Raw genomic sequence first — 17380 nt, 5'->3', positions numbered from 1 at the left:
CGGGTGGTGGACGGACCTCCCATCAAAAACCGAGGGTGGCCCCGGACGACTTGCCGGAACCACCCTCGCGTCAACGGCTTTGGCTGTCAGCCCCGGGGTACCACGGTGGGCGCCCGGGGCGGCGCGACGACATCAGGGGGCCACGCGCTCCACTTCCACCTTGCCAATGCGGACGATGTTGAACTCCACGCGCCGGTTGTTCTCGCGGCCCTTCGCCGTCTTGTTGGTGTCGACGGGCTTCGTCTCACCGTAGCCCTGCGACTCCAGGCGGGCGGCGTCGATGCCCTCCTTCACCAGGAAGGCACGCACGTTGGCGGCGCGGCGCTTGGACAGGTCCAGGTTGGACGCGTCGTTGCCCTGGTCATCCGTGTGCCCCTCCACCCGCAGCAGCTCCACCTGCGGGTTGGCGCGCAGCACCGCGGCCACCTGCTTCAGCAGCGGGAAGGAGCGCGGGAGGATGATGTCCTTGCCCGTGGCGAAGTAGACCTTCTCCAGGATGAGGATGCGCTCGCCATCCACCTGGACCTTCACCTTGCCCTTGTCGGGGCAGCCGTCCTCGTCCGCCACGCCGTTGATGACCTCGGGCTCGTTGGGGCACTTGTCCGCGACGTCCGGGATGCCGTCCTTGTCGTTGTCCGGGTCCGGGCAGCCGTCCCCATCCTGGAAGCCGTCCTTGTCCTCGGGCTGGTTCGGGCACTTGTCGTCCGGGTCGAAGAGGCCGTCGCCATCCGTGTCCACGGGCGGAGCCTCGTCGGGGCAACCGTCCTCGTCCTGGAAGCCGTTCTTCGTCTCCGGCTCGCTCACGCACTTGTCGTCGCCGTCGAGGATGCCGTCCTGGTCATTGTCCGGGTCCGGGCAGCCATCCGCGTCCTCGAAGCCGTCCTTGTCCTCGGGCTGCGTGGGGCACTTGTCGTCCGGGTCGTAGAGGCCGTCGCCGTCCGTGTCCACCGGCGGAGGAGGCGCCGCCTTCTTCGGCTCGGGCGGAGGGCTGTAGCCGAAGCCCGCCAGCAGCCGGTAGCCCGGCGTGCCGTAGCCCCGGGTGAGGCCCGGTCCACCGCCCAGGTGCGCCGTGAAACCGCTCACCGCGCGGTACTTCAGCGCGGCCAGCAGCTCCAGCGGGCTCTCCTCCGTGTCCTGCTCGTCCAGACCGATGGCGCCAATCACCGTCGCCTCGGCGGACAGCGGCAGGCGGCCCAGCGTGAAGGGAATCTCCGTGCCCAGGCCGTAGGTGAACGCATTGCCCGCCGTCAGGTTGCGCAGCACCTGCTTCTCGCGGATGTCCACACCGACGTTGGCGGCGAAGCGGACCTTCTCGCCGTACTCGGCCACCAGCTTGGGCTGCACGCTCACCCCGGAACCGCCGAGGAAGTCGTTGCCACCCGCCGTGGGAAGCGACACCGGCACCGCCAGCGCGAGGCCGAAGCGCTCCCCATCAATCAGGCGCGCCTTCGGAACCAGTCGCAGGTCGCCGATACCACCGCCGCCCACGCCCTGCGAGAAGGACGAGTCCACCTGCGGCGCCGGGTCCGAGCCCTGAATCGTCACGGGCAGAATCACGCCGATTTCGAAGCGGTCGAACAGACCCACCGCGCCCATCAGGTCGATTCCCAGCTGACGGCTCACCAGCGCGGTGATGAACCGGTCCGAGCGAGGGTCCAGGAAGTTGAGCGGCTTGCTCCCGTAGTTGAGAGACAGGCCGAGGTTCAACCCCAGGTGGCGCTGCACTCGGGCGCTGTGGATGCCGAGGATGTCCTCGGCGCCCGGGCCCGGCTTGAAGCGCTGCACGTCGATGGACTGCGACACGGGCCCCGGCGTCGTCACCTGCGCATGGGCAGGCTGGGCCGCGAGCGTGCCCGCGAGAACCAGGCCTCCGGCGACGGCCGCCGCCACGCCCCGCGACGAGCGCCCCGCCACGCGGCGGAGGCGACCGAACAGGGGCAGCGCCAGGAACAGCAGCGCCAGCGGAGCGAAGGTGCCCGCCCCGCCCGTGCTGCAGCCACGGCCCACGACGACGAAGTCGTCATCGCCGTTCAGCGGGTTGGAGCCCCCGTTGACCTCGTCACCGTCGCTCGCACCACCGGCGTCGGTGTCGCGGTTGTTCGGGTCCGTCTCGCCGTTGTCGAAGCCACCGTTGTGGTTGGCGTCCTCCCGGCCGTCGTTCAGGCCGTCTCCGTCCGTGTCCGGGTTGAGGGGGTTCGTCGCATTGGTACCCGTGACTTCCACGCCGTCGTTCAGGTCGTCGTCGTCCGTGTCGGCGTCGTTCGGGTCCGTCTCCGTGGCGTCCACGCGGCCGTTGTGGTCCGCGTCCTCCCGGCCGTCGTTCAGGCCGTCACCATCCGTGTCCGGATTCGTCGGGTCGGTGGTGGTGGTGGGGTCCAGGTCCGGCTCGAAGTTCGGCGAGTCGACGTTGGTGCCCGGAGGCGCCGTCTCCCGCGTCACACCGCTCTCCGTGCCGTCGTTGATGCCGTCGTTGTCGCTGTCCGGATCCAACGCGTCGATGGTGCCGTCCCCATCCGTGTCGGTGAGGGCCTCATCGCCGTCCGGCACGCCGTCGTCGTCCGTGTCCGCGTCATGCGGATCCATGCCGAGCTCGATTTCGCGCTCGTCGCTCACGCCGTCCAGGTCGGAGTCCACGTCGTCCGCGGCCAGGTTCGGGTCCGTCTCGCCCGGGTCGATGCGGCCGTTGTGGTTCGCGTCCTCCACGCCGTCACGCACGCTGCCGCCGTCCGTGTCCGGGTTGAGGGGGTTGGTGACGGTGGTCGGGTCCGCATCGGGGATGAAGACCGTCGCGTCGGTGTCCGAGCCCTCGGGCACGGTCTGGCCCAGCTCCGTGCCGTCCTGGATGCCGTCGCCGTCCGTGTCCGCCTCGTTCGGGTCGGTCTCGTCCGCGTCGACGATGCCGTCGTGGTCCTTGTCTTCGGTGCCATCCATCAGACCGTCGTCATCCGAGTCGTCGTCGAGCGGATCCGTCCCGCCCACTTCCACCTCGATGCCGTCCGACACGCCGTCGCCGTCCGTGTCCGGGTTGTTCGGGTCCGTGCCGATGGCAATCTCCTCCGTGTCCGTCAGGCCGTCGCCGTCCGTATCCAGGCCAATGGACCAGATGAAGTGGGCAGGCGTGGGGTCCACGTCGCCGTCCGCGTCCACCGCGCGCACCTGGAAGGTGTGCGTTCCCTCGGGCAGGCCCGTGAAGTTGATGGGGCTGGTGCAGGAGGTGAAGGCCGCGCCGTCGAGCGAGCACTCGAAGGTGTCACGTGGGTCTCCCGTGACGGAGTTGAAGCTGAACTCCGCGTCGGTGCTGGCGGTGTTCACGGGCGGGCTCGCGGTGATGCGCGTGTCCGGCACGGAGTTCACCGTGAAGGTGTTCGTGTCCGTGGCGGTGTTGCCATTCACATCCTCCGCCGTGGCCGTCACCGTGTGCGGCCCGTCGACCAGCGGCGTCGTCACGGGCACCGACCAGCTGCCGTCGACACCCGCCGTCGCCGTACCCACCGTGGTGCCGTCCACCACCACCGTCACCGTGGCGCCCGGCTCCGCCGTACCCGAGTACGTCACCACCGGGTTGGTCACCGTGGAGCCCTCCGCCGGAGTGGTGATGCTCACCGACGTCGTGGCGTCCACCGTGAAGGCGTTGGTGTCCGTCGCGGTGTTGCCCTGGGCGTCTTCCGCCGAGGCCGTCACCGAGTGCGCTCCATCCGCCAGCTCCGCCGCCACCGGCACGGACCAGCTGCCGTTCGCCGCCGCCGTCACCGTGCCCACCACCGTGCCGTCCACCGTGACAGTCACCGTGGCGCCCGGCTCCGCGGTCCCCACGTACGTCACCACTCCGTCAGTCAGCACCGCGCCCTCGGCGGGAGTGGTGATGCTCACCGTCGTGGCCGTGTCCACCGTGAAGGTGTTCGTGTCCGTCGCGGTGTTGCCGTCGCCGTCCTCGGCGGTGGCCACCACCGTGTGCGAGCCGTCCGTCAGCGTCGTGGCCACCGGCACCGACCAGCTGCCATCGACACCCGCCGTCACCGTGCCCACCACCGTGCCGTCCACCGTGACAGTCACCGTGGCGCCCGCTTCGGCCGTACCCGAGTACGTCACCACGGGGTTGCCGACCGTCGAGCCGTCCGCCGGCGTGGCGATGTTCACGTTCGTCGACGTGTTCACCGTGAAGTTGTTCGTGTCCGTGGCGGTGTTGCCGAATGCGTCCTCGGCCGTGGCCGTCACCGTGTGGGGACCTTCGCCCAGCGACGAGTTGCCCGGCACCGACCAACTGCCGTTCGCGGCCGCCGTCACCGTGCCCACCACCGTGCCGTCCACGGTGACAGTCACCGTGGCGCCCGGCTCCGCCGTACCCGAGTACGTCACCATCGGGTCGCTGATGGTCGAGCCATCCGCAGGCGTGGTGATGCTCACGTTCGTCGACGTGTCCACCGTGAAGGTGTTCGTGTCCGTCGCGGTGTTGCCGTTCGCGTCCTCGGCCGTGGCCGTCACCGTGTGAGGACCTTCACCCAGCGACGAGTTGCCCGGCACCGACCAGCTGCCGTTCGCCGCCGCCGTCGTCGTGCCCACCACCGTACCATCCACTTCCACCGTCACCGTGGCGCCCGGCTCCGCGGTACCCGAGTACGTCACCATCGGGTCGCTGATGGTCGAGCCATCCGCGGGCGTGGTGATGCTCACGTTCGTCGACGCGTCCACCGTGAAGGTGTTCGTGTCCGTCGCGGTGTTGCCGCTCGCGTCCTCGGCCGTGGCCGTCACCGAGTGAGGACCGTCGCCCAGCGACGAGTTGCCCGGCACCGACCAGGTGCCGTTCGCCGCCGCCGTCGTCGTGCCCACCGTATTGCCGTCCACCACCACCGTCACGGTGGCGCCCGGCTCCGCGGTGCCCGAGTACGTCACCGCGCCGTCGTCCAGCACCGCGCCTTCCGCCGGCGTGGTGATGCTCACGTTCGTCGTCCCATCCACCGTGAAGGCGTTGGTGTCCGTCGCGGTGTGGTTCAGCGCATCCGTCGCCGTCGCCGTCACCGAGTGCGGCCCATCCGGCAGCGCCGCGGCCACGGGCACCGACCAGATTCCGTTCGCCGGCACCGTCACAGTGCCCACCGTGGCGCCGTCGACACGCACCACCACCGTGGAGCCCGGCTCACCCGTGCCCGAGTACGTCACCACTCCGTCGGTCAGCACCGCACCCTCGGCCGGCGTCGTCACGCTCACGAACGTGCCCGTGTCCACCGTGAAGGTGTTGGTGTCCGTCGCGGTGTGGTTCAGCGCATCCGTCGCCGTCGCCGTCACCGAGTGCGCGCCGTCCGCCAGCGCCGCGGCCACCGGCACCGACCAGGTGCCATTCGCCGCCGCCGTCACCGTGCCCACCGTATTCCCGTCGACAGTCACCACCACCGTGGAGCCCGGCTCCGCGGTACCCGAGTACGTCACCACGCCGTTGGTCAGCACCGCGCCCTCGGCCGGCGTCGTCACGCTCACGAACGTGCCCGTGTCCACCGTGAAGGTGTTCGTGTCCGTCGCGGTGTGGTTCGAGGCATCCGTCGCCGTCGCCGTCACCGAGTGCGGCCCATCCGCCAGCGGCGTCGCCACCGGCACCGACCAGGTGCCGTTCGCCGCCGCCGTCACCGTGCCCACCGTGGTGCCATCCACCACCACCGCCACCGAGGCGCCGGGCTCCGCAGTTCCCGAGTACGTCACCACCCCGTTGGTCAGCACCGCACCCTCGGCCGGCGTCGTGACACTCACCGACGTCGCCGTGTCCACCGTGAAGGTGGACGTCGTGGCCGTGCTCGTACGGGTCGCATCCTGGGACACGACCGAGATGTTGTAGACGCCGTCCGTCACCGCGACGGGAATCGGGAACGTCCAGTTACCGCCGGTCACGGCGATGGCCGGGTACGTCACGCCATTGAGCGTGAGCACCACGGACGTGGCACCGCCCGACGCCGTGCCAGTGATTTGCGTTGGCGCGGTCGTGAGCACCGCGTTGTTCGCCGGAGTGACGACGACCGGCGGAGGCAGCGCGTTCTGCACCGTGAAGGTGTTGGTGTTGCTGACCATGCTCGAGGCGCCGTTCAGCACGGACACGGCATTCACCGTGTGCACGCCCGTCGTCAGGTCCACGACCGGCGTGTACGTGAAGTTGCCCGCGGCATCCGCCGTGACGGTGGCCAGCACCACGCCGTCCACGGAGATGACGACCGAGGAGTTCGGGGTCGCAGTGCCAGTGATGGGAGGACGCACGCCCGTGGTGGAGCCGTTGGCGGGCGTCACGACCACCGGGGCCGACGGCGTCACGAAGGGGCCCGCCAGGGTGGTGATGACACCGGGACTGCCCGCGATGGCGCCGTAGGTGAGGCCATCCGGAGCGCCCGCCGTGGGCTGCGTGCCCGGGATGCCCCCCGCGACGGAGGGGGAGCAATTCATCGTGCCGCCCTGGAGCAGGATGTGACCACCACCACCGCCGCCGCCCGTGCCGTGCTCAGGGAAGACCGTGCTGCCGCCGTTACCGCCGCGCGCCAACACCAGGTTGTTGCCGCAGGTCAACGCACCCGTGACGCGCAGATAAATCGTTCCACCCGAGCCACCTCCACCCGCCGCGTCGTTGGCATCCTCGCGAGCGTTTTCACCCGCCACGCCATTGGAGGAAATCGTCCCCGCGCCAGCCAGCGAAGCCGCGCGAATGAACACGATGCCGCCCGCCGCGCTGCCGCCGCCGCCAAAGTCGTCGTTGCTATGACCCGCACCGCCACCACCACCGAAGAGCAGATGGTCCACCGCGCTGAAGTCCATGCGCGTGCCGCCCAGACCGCCCACGTCACGAGAGGGAGCAGGAGCGCCAGTCGTGGCATGAGTATCGCCACTCCATGTGCGGCCGCCCTTGCCACCCGCCCCCGCGCTGCCACCACCGCCGCCACCCGAGTTGTGGCAGATACCGCCGCCCGCGCCGTTCGCGATGTTGCCGTAGCCCGTCGTTCCCGCCGCGAAGGGGTCCGTGTTGTCGTAGCTCCCCAGCGCCACGCCCTCGCCCTTCGGCGCGCCGCCCGGATAGGCCTGGTTGATGCCGGTGCAGCCATCTCCGGCACCATTCCAGAAGATGCCGCCGCGGAAGCCCGCGTTGGTCGCGGAGATGGAGCCCGCGTTGTTCACCGCGCCCGTGGCCAGGAAGATGAGCACGCCACCCGTGGTGCCATCCCACGGCCTGGCGACGAGGCTTCCCGCCGCGTTGACGGTCACCGTGGAGTACTCGGGAACGCGGATGGCCTGCGTCCCAGTGTTGGCCGCGAAGGCCACCGTGAGCGGCGCGGTGAAGGTGAGGCGCGTCGCCGTCAGCGCCTGCACGCGCCCGAACTGCCACCGGCCCACCGCCACGTTGGCGGGAGCGTTCAGGTCGATGGGCGTCTGGCTGCCCGACGTCGGGGCCGTGAGGCCCGCTGCCTGAAACACCAGCACCAGGTCGTTCATCGCGAAGCCCGTCGACGAGGCCACCGTGACGAAGTTCTGGCCGGCGGGAACCGCCGCCGTCACCCGCGTATAGGTGTTGACGATGGTGCCAGCCGCGTTGACGGTGAGCGCTCCATCCGAGCCATCGCCCAGGTGGAAGGTGTCAGCGGACGCGTAGGCGGAAGGCGCCACCAGCGCGGCACACAGGAGTGCCAGCAGGCCGACGGCGGGCAAGCGAGCACGTACGCGCCGCGACTCGACCAGCGAAGTAGGAGTTTGTGGGTTCGGTTTCATAGGCCTGGGCCGCGCGGAGTGAAGTGGGGCCCGGGCGGCATCGACGGCACATAGCAATCCAGGAGCCACCCTCCGTCCACTTCTGGTCCTACCTCGGCCCAGGGGGGTTCTCCCTCCCGTCGCCTCTGAGACGAAGCAGCGGATCCGAATCACGGATCCGGATTCTGGAAACCGGACCGGATGACCCACCCCACTGGGGCCTTGCGGGCCCGCATTGACTCGTCAACCCAGGGCCTCGGGTCCTCGTTGACGCGTCAGCCCAGACCGTGGCGTCCGAGCCGGTTCGTGACGCGCCCCGTCGAAAAAGCAAAAGGGGCCCTCCTTCCGGAGAGCCCCTTCGCGTGGCGCCAGGATGCGGATGCGTCCCGAGGCGCTAGAAGATTTCCTCGAGCCACTCGCGCATGCGGCCCTTCACCTTCTTGTACACGTTCTCTTCGCGGATGCGGAACATGCGCCGGTCCAGGTGCTTGGCGCCGTACACGACGAGGCCCACGCCCGTCGCGTACATGGGGCTCTTCACCACGTCCACCAACCCGCCGATGCCGCGCGGCATGCCCCGACGCACCGGCAGCCCGAGCACTTCCTCGGCCAGTTCCGGCATGCCCGCCAGCAGCGTGGAGCCACCGGTAATCACCACGCCCGAGGCCAGCAGGTCCTCGTAGCCGCACTTCTGAATCTCACGGTGCACGAGCTGGAAGATCTCCTCCACGCGCGGCTCCAGGATTTCGCACAGAATCTGCCGCCCGAGGACGCGGGGCTGACGGCCGCCCACGCTCGGCACCTCCAGGGTGTCGTCCTTGTTGATGAGCGACGCCAGCGCGCAGCCGTACTTCTGCTTGATGCGCTCGGCCTCGTGAGCCGGCGTGCGCAGGCCGATGGCGATATCGCTGGTGAGGTTGTTGCCGCCCAGCGCAATCACCGCCGTGTGGACGATGGAGCCGCCAGAGAAGATGGCGATGTCCGTGGTGCCGCCGCCGATGTCGACGAGGCACACGCCCAGCTCCTTCTCGTCCTCGCCCAGCACCGCCTCGGCGCTCGCCAGCGGCTGCAGGACGATGTCGGAGACATTCAGGCCCGTCCGGTTCGCGCACTTGACGATGTTCTGCGCGCTGGAGACGGCGCCCGTGACGATGTGCACCTTGGCCTCCAGGCGCACGCCCGCCATGCCCAGGGGCTCCTTGATGCCGCCCTGGTCATCGATGATGAACTCCTGGGGCAGGACGTGGATGACTTCCCGGTCCAGGGGGATGGCCACCGCCTTCGCCGCGTCGATGACGCGCGCGATGTCCGCCTCGCGGACCTCCTTGTCCTTGACCGCCACGATGCCCTGGGAATTGAAACCCTTGATGTGGCCACCGGCGATGCCCGTGTAGACGTGGGAAATCTCCGCGCCCGCCATCAGCTCCGCCTCTTCAATCGCGCGGCGGATGGAGGAGACGGTCGCCTCGATGTTGACCACCACGCCCTTGCGCAACCCCTTCGACGGATGCGTCCCGATACCGATGATGTCGATACCGCTGTCGGTCAGCTCCCCGACGATGGCGCAAATCTTCGTCGTGCCGATGTCGAGGCCGACAATAATCTCCCCCGACTTCTGCTTCGCCATGACAACCCTCCCAGGCCCCCCACTCTCGTGAAAGGGGCGTCCTCTTACTGCCTCGCGCTCCCGTTCCTCTCGGACACGGGGCTCGAAAGCTTCACCGCCACCCAACCGGGCCGGGCCCGGTTATCCAGGTGAATGATCTCCGCTGCAAGCCCCCTGGCGCCCAGTTCGCGCCGGACACGGCCCAACCGCTGCAGCTTGACCTCGGAATTCCCTTCGCCTAGGCGCACTTCCTGCCCGGAAGCGGCCACCAGCGTCACCTCCCGCCCCTCCATCCGCACCTCGGACAGCCGCTCCGGCTTGCCCGGTGATTCCTTCGCGTACGCCCGCGCCACCTCGAGCGCCGCCTGGAACCGCTGGCGCGCCACGGCGGGGTCCGTCACGTAGCCCTCACGGTCCACCCCGGTGACGAGCGGCAAATCCAGCCCGTCCCCCGGCGTCACCCGCTTGAAGGGCTCGCCCTCTTCGTCCAGCACGTACAGCTCCCCCATCACCGCCAACGCCTCCGGGACGTGCTCGGACACCTCCACGGAGACACGGTTCGGGAAGCGCCGCGTCACGTCCACCTTCTTCACCCACGGGTGCTGAAGCATGGCCCGCTCCAGCCCCCCTACATCCAACGCCCAGAGGTTCTGACCCTTCGTCAAAGCCGCCAGGCGCAGCAGCTCCACACGCGACGCGCGCTGCAGGCCGGTGAAGGACACCGCCGCCAGTTCGAACCGGGGCGACACCAGCGCCCACCGGCGCAGCTCCACCCCACCCCACACCAGCAGCCCCGTCACCAGCGTCAGCGCCACCACCTTCACCACGCCCGGCCCCTGCGAGCGCACCACGCTCTTCACGGCCTCATTTCGCTGGGCAGTGTCTTGACGGCGGCGGTTTTTGCTTCGACCGAAGGCCATGGTGGGAACGCTGGGACCCATGCTGCGCGCGGATGGATCTCCACGCCAGTTTTTGGCTACAGCGACGTCGCTGTAGCGCCCCGGCCCCACGAGAGGCCAGGACATCGAGGGGGGATTTGACGAGGGGGAAGGCCGTCTCAGGCCTTGAGACATGCGCCTTGCAACAGGCGCTCGCACAGGGCTGGGAAGTCGATACCACGTCCTGCGGCAATCTTGGGCAGGAGGCTGGTGGCCGTCATGCCTGGCAGCGTGTTTGTTTCCAGCAGGAACACATCGCCTCCGTCGGTGACGATGACGTCCGAGCGCGAAGCCCCCGCACAGCCCAGGGCCCGGTGCGCGCCCAGGCACACCTCGTTGACCCGTGCATACTGATCCGGAGGCAGGGGTGCGGGGAAGAGGTACTGCGTTCCCGTGCCCGCCTTGTACTTGGCATCGTAGTCGTAGAACTCGCGGGCGGCGCGGACCTCGATGACGCCCAGGGCCTCATCGTCCAACACTCCACCCTGCACTTCACGTCCCTTGACGAACTGCTCCACCAGGAGGGTGCCCGCATACTTCGCGGCGTCCTTCACGGCGGCGTCGTAGTCCGCGCGCGCCTTGCAGATGTGCACCCCCACGCTGCTGCCCTCGCGGCTGGGCTTCACCACCACCGGGAAGTCGAACCCCAGCGAGTCCCCCGCCGCCAGCGCGGACGCCTCGTCGGCGAAGGCGCGGTATGCGGGCGTGGGGATGCCCTGGGCGATGAAGACGAGCTTGGCGTAGACCTTGTCCATGGCCATCGCCGACGCGAGCACGCCGCTGCCGGTGTACGGGATGAACATGGACTCCAGCAGGCCCTGGAGGCTGCCGTCCTCGCCGTAGCGGCCGTGCACCGCCAGCCACGCCACGTCCACCTTCTCCGCGATGAGGCGCGCGGGAAGGTCCTTGCCCACGTCGATGTCCACCACGTCGTAGCCCAGGGAGCGCAGCGCGCCGGCCACGGCGGCGCCGGTGCGCAAGGACACCTCGCGCTCGGACGACAGGCCGCCGTACAGCACGCCCACGCGCTTGTTCTTGAGTTCGTCCTTCGAGAAGGCGCCGCGATTCGCTGTCATGGCAGGAACTCTCCCACGCGTTTGACTTCGGGTTTCATGTCGACACCGGAATGCTCTTGCACACGCGTCCGCATCAGCGTGATGAGCCCCAGCACGTCCCGGGCGGTCGCCCCGCCCAGGTTGACAATCCAGTTGGCGTGCAGCGTCGAAATCTGTGCCCGCCCCAGCGTGTGCCCCTTGAGGCCCACGAGTTCAATCAACCGCCCGGCATGGTCTCCGGGGGGATTGGTGAAGACGCTGCCGAAGTTGGGCTGGCTCAACGGCTGCGTCCGCTTGCGGTAGCCCAGGTCCGCGTCCATGGCGACCTTGGAGGCGGCGACATCGCCCTTGGGCAGCCGGAAGCGCACCCGCGTCACCACGCCCCCGGGCGGAAGCTCCGAGTGCCGGTACGCATGCGGCACCTGCGCCTTCGTCAGCCACCCCACCCCGTCAGGCGTGGCGACCTCCACCGCCTCGATGACGCGAAACGCCTCGCCATTCTTGGTGCCCGCGTTCATCGACACCGCGCCGCCGAGCGTCCCGGGGATGCCCGCGAGGAACTCCGCGCCCACCAGTCCCTGGCCGCGCATCACGTTGACGAGCTTCACGATGGCCGCGCCCGCGCCCAGGGTGATGAGCCCGTCCTCCGGCCCCACCTCGATGAGCTCGGGGAACAAGTCTCCCGGCAGCTTCACCGTGACACCAGGCACGCCGCCGTCACCCACCAGCGTGTTGGCGCCGCCCCCGAGGATGGCCACGGGCGCGCCCTCGTCCCGCGCGAGCTTCAGCACGGCGACGAGCGCATCGGGCGAGCGCGGACGCACCAGCGCCTCCGCCGCGCCGCCCACCCGGACGCTGATGAGCGGAGCCAGCGGCTCGCCGGCCTTCACTTCGCAATCCGGCAGTCGCTCCACGCGAGCCGCCAGCGCCGTCTTCACGCCCGCTTCCACCATGTCGGCTAGCCCTTCGTCGGAGCCGCGTTGCCGAGCAGGCCGAGCAGGTCCGGCCCCACGTGGGTGATATCGCCCGCGCCAAGCGTCAACACGAGGTCTCCCTCGCGCAGCCGGGGCAGCAGCGCCGCCGGCAGGTCCGCGCGCTTGGGAACGAACGTCACATCGCGGTGGCCGTGCGCGCGGATGGCGTCCGCCAGGGCGTCACCGGTGGCGCCCGGAATCGGCTCCTCGCCGGCCGCGTAGACGTTGGTGACGAAGAGCACGTCCGCGTCGTTGAACGACGTGGTGAACTCCTTCAGCAAGTCGTGCGTGCGCGTGTAGCGGTGCGGCTGGAAGGCCACCACCACGCGGCGACCGAAGGCGCGCCGGGCGCCCGCCAGCGTGGCCAGCACCTCCGTGGGGTGGTGCGCGTAGTCGTCCACCACGGTGATGCCCTTGGCCTCGCCCTTCACGGTGAAGCGCCGCTGCACGCCACCGAACTCGGCCAGCGCGGTGCGCACCGTCTCCAGGGGGATATCCATCTCCTCCGCCACCGCGATGACGGCCAGCGCGTTGAAGGCGTTGTGCGCGCCCACCATGCGCACGCGGAACTCGCCCAGGTCCTCCTCGCGGCGGAACGCATGGAACGTGGTGGTGAAGCCGTCCAGGGCAATGCTCTCCAGGCGGTAGTCCGCCATGTGCGAGCTGCCGTAGGTGACGAAGCGCTTCTCGATGCGCGGCAGGAGCGCCTGGACGTTGGGGTTGTCCAGGCACAACACGTTGAGGCCGTAGAAGGGCACCCGGTTGCAGAACTCCACGAAGGCCGTCTGGAGCACCTCCAGCGAGCCGTAGTGGTCCATGTGCTCCGGGTCGATGTTGGTGACGATGGAGATGGACGGGTGCAGCTTGAGGAAGCTGCCGTCGCTCTCGTCCGCCTCCACCACCATCAGCTCGCTCTTGCCCAGCTTGGCGTTGGAGTCGAGCACGTTCACCTTGCCGCCCACCACCGCCGTCGGGTCCAGGCCCGCCGCGCTCAGCACGGTGGCCACCATGGACGTCGTCGTCGTCTTGCCGTGACTGCCCGCGACGGCGACGGAGTACTTCAGCCGCATCAACTCCGCGAGCATCTCCGCGCGGGGGATGACGGGAATCTTCCGCTGGCGCGCGGTGACGACCTCCGGGTTGTCCTTGCGCACCGCGGACGAAATCACCACCACGTCCGCCTGCACGAGGTTCTGCGCCTTGTGCCCCTCGAAGATGGTGGCGCCCATGCGCGTCAGGCGCCGGGTGATGTCGCTCTCCTTCAAGTCGGAGCCGGACACCCGGTAGCCCAGGTTGATGAGCACCTCGGCGATGCCGCTCATGCCGATGCCGCCGATGCCCACGAAGTGCACCTGCGCGGCGTGCCGCGTCTTGAAGAGGCTGGGGGGCTTGTTCTTCGTCACGACTTGCTCCTGGGTGCCGTCTTCGCCTCGGGGGTGGGACGCTCGCGGCCGGTGGGGCCCCAGGTCTGCACCATCAGGTCCACACACACGTCGGCCAGCTCCTTCGCCGCCTCGGGACGGCCCAACAGGGCCGCCTTCTTCTCCATGCCCTTGAGCCGCTCGGGCTGCGACTTCAGCGTCCGCAGCGTCTCCGCCAGCTTCGCGCCCGTCAGCTCCGACTCCTGGAACATCAGCGCCGCGCCCGCGTCCACCAGCGCCCGCGCATTCACCGTCTGGTGGTCATCCGTCGCATGCGGGAAGGGAATCAGGATGCTCGCCTTCTTGCACACGGTCAGCTCCGCCAGCGTGGTGGCACCCGCGCGACAGATGACCAGGTCCGCCATCGCGTAGGCGCTCGACATGTCGTCGATGAACTCCACCACGTCCGCGTGGAAGCCCTTGTCCGTGTAGCCCTTGCGCACCATCTCCAGGTCGTTCTTCCCCGTCTGGTGCACGAAGCGCAGGCCTTCCTTCAAGTCGCCCAGCGAGTCGAGCGCCTCCAACATCCGCTGGTTGATGCCCCGCGCGCCCAGGCTGCCGCCGAAGACGAGCACCGAGAAGTTCTCGTGCGCCACGTGGCTGCGCAGGTAGTTGTCCATCAGCTTGCGGCGGATGGGGTTGCCGATGAGCTGCACCTTCTTCTCCGGGAAGAAGCGCCGCGCTTCATCGAAGGCGATGAAGACCACCCGCACCACCTTGCCCAACAGCTTGTTGGTGAGGCCCGGCAGCGCGTTCTGCTCCTGGATGGCGGTGGGGATGCCCATCAGCCACGCGGCCAGGACGACGGGCCCGCTCGCGTAGCCGCCCACGCCCACCACCACGTCCGGCTTTTGCCGGGCGAGGATGCGGAACGACTCGATGAAGGCCAGGGGCAGCGCGAAGAGCGCCTTGAGCAGGGAGAAGAAGCCCTTGCCCTTCAGGCCCTGCACCTTCACCAGCTCCAGCGGATAGCCCTCGCGCGGAACCACGCGCGCCTCCAGGCCCCGCTCGGTCCCCACGAAGACGACCTCGTTGGCGTGGTGACGCGTCACCACCTCTTCCGCCAGGGCAATGCCCGGGAAGAGATGGCCCCCGGTGCCGCCCCCCGCGATGAGCACCTTCACGCCGCCACCTCCCTCAAGTCCGAACCCGCCCGCGCGCTCCGAGGCGCTCCCTGCGCGCTGGCGCTCAGCGACAGCAGCACCCCCGCCGCGCCCATCAGCACCACCAGCGACGTGCCACCGTACGACACGAACGGCAGCGTCAGGCCCTTGGTCGGCAACAGCCCCATGGCCACGCACATGTTCACCGTGGCCTGGAACGCGATGATGGAGGTGAAGCCCAAACCCAGGTACGTGCCGAAGGTCTCTCCGGCCGCGAGGCTCGCGCGCACGCCGCGCCACAGGACGATGGCGTAGAGCGAGACGAGCACGCCCACGCCAATCAACCCCGTCTCCTCGCCGAGGATGGAGAAGATGAAGTCTGTGTGCGCTTCCGGCAGGAAGAAGAGCTTCTGCCGGCCGTCGCCCAGGCCCAGGCCCACCACGCCGCCGGAGCCGATGGACATGAGCGACTCGGCGACCTGGTAGCCCACGTCATGCCGGTGCGCCCACGGGTCCAGGAAGGCCAGGATGCGCTTCATGCGATACGGGCTGGAGGCAATCGCCACGTACGCCAGCGGCAGCGCGAGCAACACGGAGCCGACCAGGTAGCTCAGCTTCGCGCCAGCGGCGAACAGCAGCACGAACAACATGAACACCAGCAGCACGCTGCTGCCAAAGTCGGGCTGGAGCATGCAAAGCATCACCAGGATGCCGCAGAGCGCCAGATGCGGGAGGAAGCCCACGGAGAACGTCGCCACCTTCTCGCGCTTCTTCGCCAGCGAGTAGGACAGGTAGACGACCCAGGCGAACTTGGCGACCTCGGCCGGCTGGAGGCTGAAGCCCGGCAGCCGAATCCAGCGCCGCGCGCCGCCCGCCGTGGAGCCGATGCCGGGAATGGCCACCAGCACCAGCAGGACAATCGCCGCGAGCAGCAGCGGATACGCCCAGCGCGCCAGCTTGCGCCAGCCCAGCTTCATCGCCACGGCCATCACCACCAGGCCCAGGGCCGCCGCGGTGACCTGTCGCTTGAAGAAGTAGAGGCTGTCGCCGAGCTTGTCCTGCGCCAGCACCGCGCTCGCCGAGTACACCATCACCAGTCCCATCGTCACCAGGCCCAGCACGGCGCACAGGAGGATGGGGTCGAACCGCACGGGAGCATTCGACGGAGGAGAGGTCTTCATGCCGTCACAGCGCTCCGACCAGGCGCTTGAAACTGTCGCCCCGGTCCTCGAAGTTCTTGAACTGATCGTACGACGCACACGCGGGCGACAGCAGCACCGTGTCACCTGACTTCGACAGCTCACGCGCCTTCGCTACCGCCGCCGCCAGCGTGCCGCACGCATGCACCGCCGCCTGCCCCTCGTACGCCCGGGCGAGCAGGTCCGAGTCCGCGCCGATGGTCAGCACGCCCTTCACCTTGCCCCGCCCCTCTTCCACCATGGGCGCGTACGGCGCGCCCTTGCCCTTGCCACCGGCAATCAGCCACAGCCCGCCCTGGAACGCGCGCAGCGCCACCAGCACGGAGTCCACGTTCGTGGCCTTCGAGTCGTTCACCCACTCCACCCCGTCCAACACCCGCACGCTCTCCAGCCGGTGCGGCAGGCCCGGGTAGCTGTCCAGTCCCGCCTGCACCGCCTCGGCCGGGACGCCGCCCAGCCGCGCCAGCAGCGTGGCCGCCATCGCGTTCTGCGCGTTGTGCGCGCCTCTGAGCGCGCGGTTGGCGAGCCGGTACTTCTCGCCCTGGAAATCCAGCCGGAAGCCGCCCGCCTCCGCCACCGCGAGCCCCGCGAGCGTCGGTGCGTCCGCCACCGGCTTGCCCGTGACGCTGAAGCCGTACACGGGCACTCGCGCCTGGCGCGCCAGCGCGAGCACGTCCGCGTCGTCCGCGTTCACCACCGCGAAGTCGCCCTCTCGCTGGTGGTGGAAGATGCGGGCCTTGGCCTCGCCGTACGCCCCATGGTCCGCGTACCGGTCGATGTGGTCCGCCGTGAGGTTGAGGATGGCGGCGCCGCGCGGGCGCAGCGTCTGGATGCCCTCGAGCTGGAAGCTGGACAGCTCCACCACCAGCGCGTCCCAGTCTCCGGGGGACAGCGCGGCCTCGCTGAAGGGCCGGCCCAGGTTGCCGCCGACGAACGTGCGCTTCTTTCCCTGGACGAACAGCTCTCCGGTGAGCGCCGTGGTGGTGCTCTTCCCGTTGGTGCCGGTGATGCCGAACAGCGGCACCGACTCCAGGAAGCGCCACGCCAGCTCCACCTCGCCCCAGATGGGAACGCCCGCGGCGGCGGCGGCGCGCAGCTCCGGCAGCGCCAGCGGCACGCCCGGGCTCACCACCACCAGCGACTGCGATTCCAAGAGGCCCGGCGTCGCGGGGTCGGTGACGAGCGTGGCACCCAGCGCCTTCACCTCGCGGGCCACGTCACCCAGCGCGTCCTCACTCCGGGCGTCCAACGCCGTCACGCGCGCGGCCCGCTGGCACAACAAGCGCAGCGCCGCCACGCCGCTCTTCGCCAGCCCGTACACCAGCACCTTCTGCCCGGACAGCGCGAACGTCATGGATGTTCCACCCCTCGGGA

At 69.4% G+C, this 17380-nt stretch carries 9 protein-coding genes; all 9 read right to left on the bottom strand.

Annotation, left to right across the window (positions count from 1 at the left end; all coding sequences use genetic code 11):
• Positions 1-132: 132 nt before the first annotated feature.
• Positions 133-7731, bottom strand: a complete 7599-nt coding sequence (locus tag HUA75_RS03310; protein WP_174485502.1) for an Ig-like domain-containing protein — start codon at positions 7729-7731, stop codon at positions 133-135.
• 373 nt (positions 7732-8104) lie between these two features.
• Complete coding sequence (gene ftsA / locus HUA75_RS03305; protein WP_141648320.1) at positions 8105-9337, bottom strand: cell division protein FtsA; 1233 nt, start codon at positions 9335-9337, stop codon at positions 8105-8107.
• Positions 9338-9381: 44 nt separating this feature from the next.
• Entirely contained in the window at positions 9382-10236 is an 855-nt protein-coding gene (locus tag HUA75_RS03300) for a cell division protein FtsQ/DivIB (RefSeq protein ID WP_174453140.1), read from the bottom strand.
• A gap of 137 nt (positions 10237-10373) precedes the next feature.
• Positions 10374-11330 carry a D-alanine--D-alanine ligase gene (locus tag HUA75_RS03295; protein ID WP_141648322.1) on the bottom strand — a complete coding sequence of 319 codons (957 nt, stop codon included), beginning with the start codon at positions 11328-11330 and terminating at the stop codon, positions 10374-10376.
• Complete coding sequence (gene murB, locus HUA75_RS03290; RefSeq protein WP_174453139.1) at positions 11327-12262, bottom strand: UDP-N-acetylmuramate dehydrogenase; 936 nt, start codon at positions 12260-12262, stop codon at positions 11327-11329. Before murB ends, HUA75_RS03295 begins: the two co-directional genes overlap by 4 nt.
• 5 nt (positions 12263-12267) lie before the next feature.
• Complete coding sequence (gene murC, locus HUA75_RS03285) at positions 12268-13686, bottom strand: UDP-N-acetylmuramate--L-alanine ligase (protein WP_174485501.1); 1419 nt, start codon at positions 13684-13686, stop codon at positions 12268-12270.
• Positions 13683-14828 carry an undecaprenyldiphospho-muramoylpentapeptide beta-N-acetylglucosaminyltransferase gene (gene murG / locus HUA75_RS03280; protein ID WP_141648325.1) on the bottom strand — a complete coding sequence of 382 codons (1146 nt, stop codon included), beginning with the start codon at positions 14826-14828 and terminating at the stop codon, positions 13683-13685. The genes murC and murG overlap by 4 nt, the downstream gene beginning before the upstream one ends.
• A complete protein-coding gene (gene ftsW, locus HUA75_RS03275) occupies positions 14825-15988 on the bottom strand; it encodes a putative lipid II flippase FtsW (protein ID WP_141648326.1) in 1164 nt (387 codons plus the stop codon). The genes murG and ftsW overlap by 4 nt, the downstream gene beginning before the upstream one ends.
• Positions 15989-15992: 4 nt before the next feature.
• On the bottom strand, positions 15993-17360 hold the full coding sequence (gene murD / locus HUA75_RS03270; RefSeq protein ID WP_174485500.1) for a UDP-N-acetylmuramoyl-L-alanine--D-glutamate ligase: 1368 nt from the start codon (positions 17358-17360) through the stop codon (positions 15993-15995).
• Between the last annotated feature and the right edge of the window lie 20 nt (positions 17361-17380).

Origin of the sequence: Myxococcus sp. CA040A (assembly GCF_013336725.1) — a bacterium.
Lineage (GTDB): Bacteria > Myxococcota > Myxococcia > Myxococcales > Myxococcaceae > Myxococcus > Myxococcus llanfairpwllgwyngyllgogerychwyrndrobwllllantysiliogogogochensis.
This window is presented reverse-complemented; position numbering and strand designations above follow the sequence as displayed.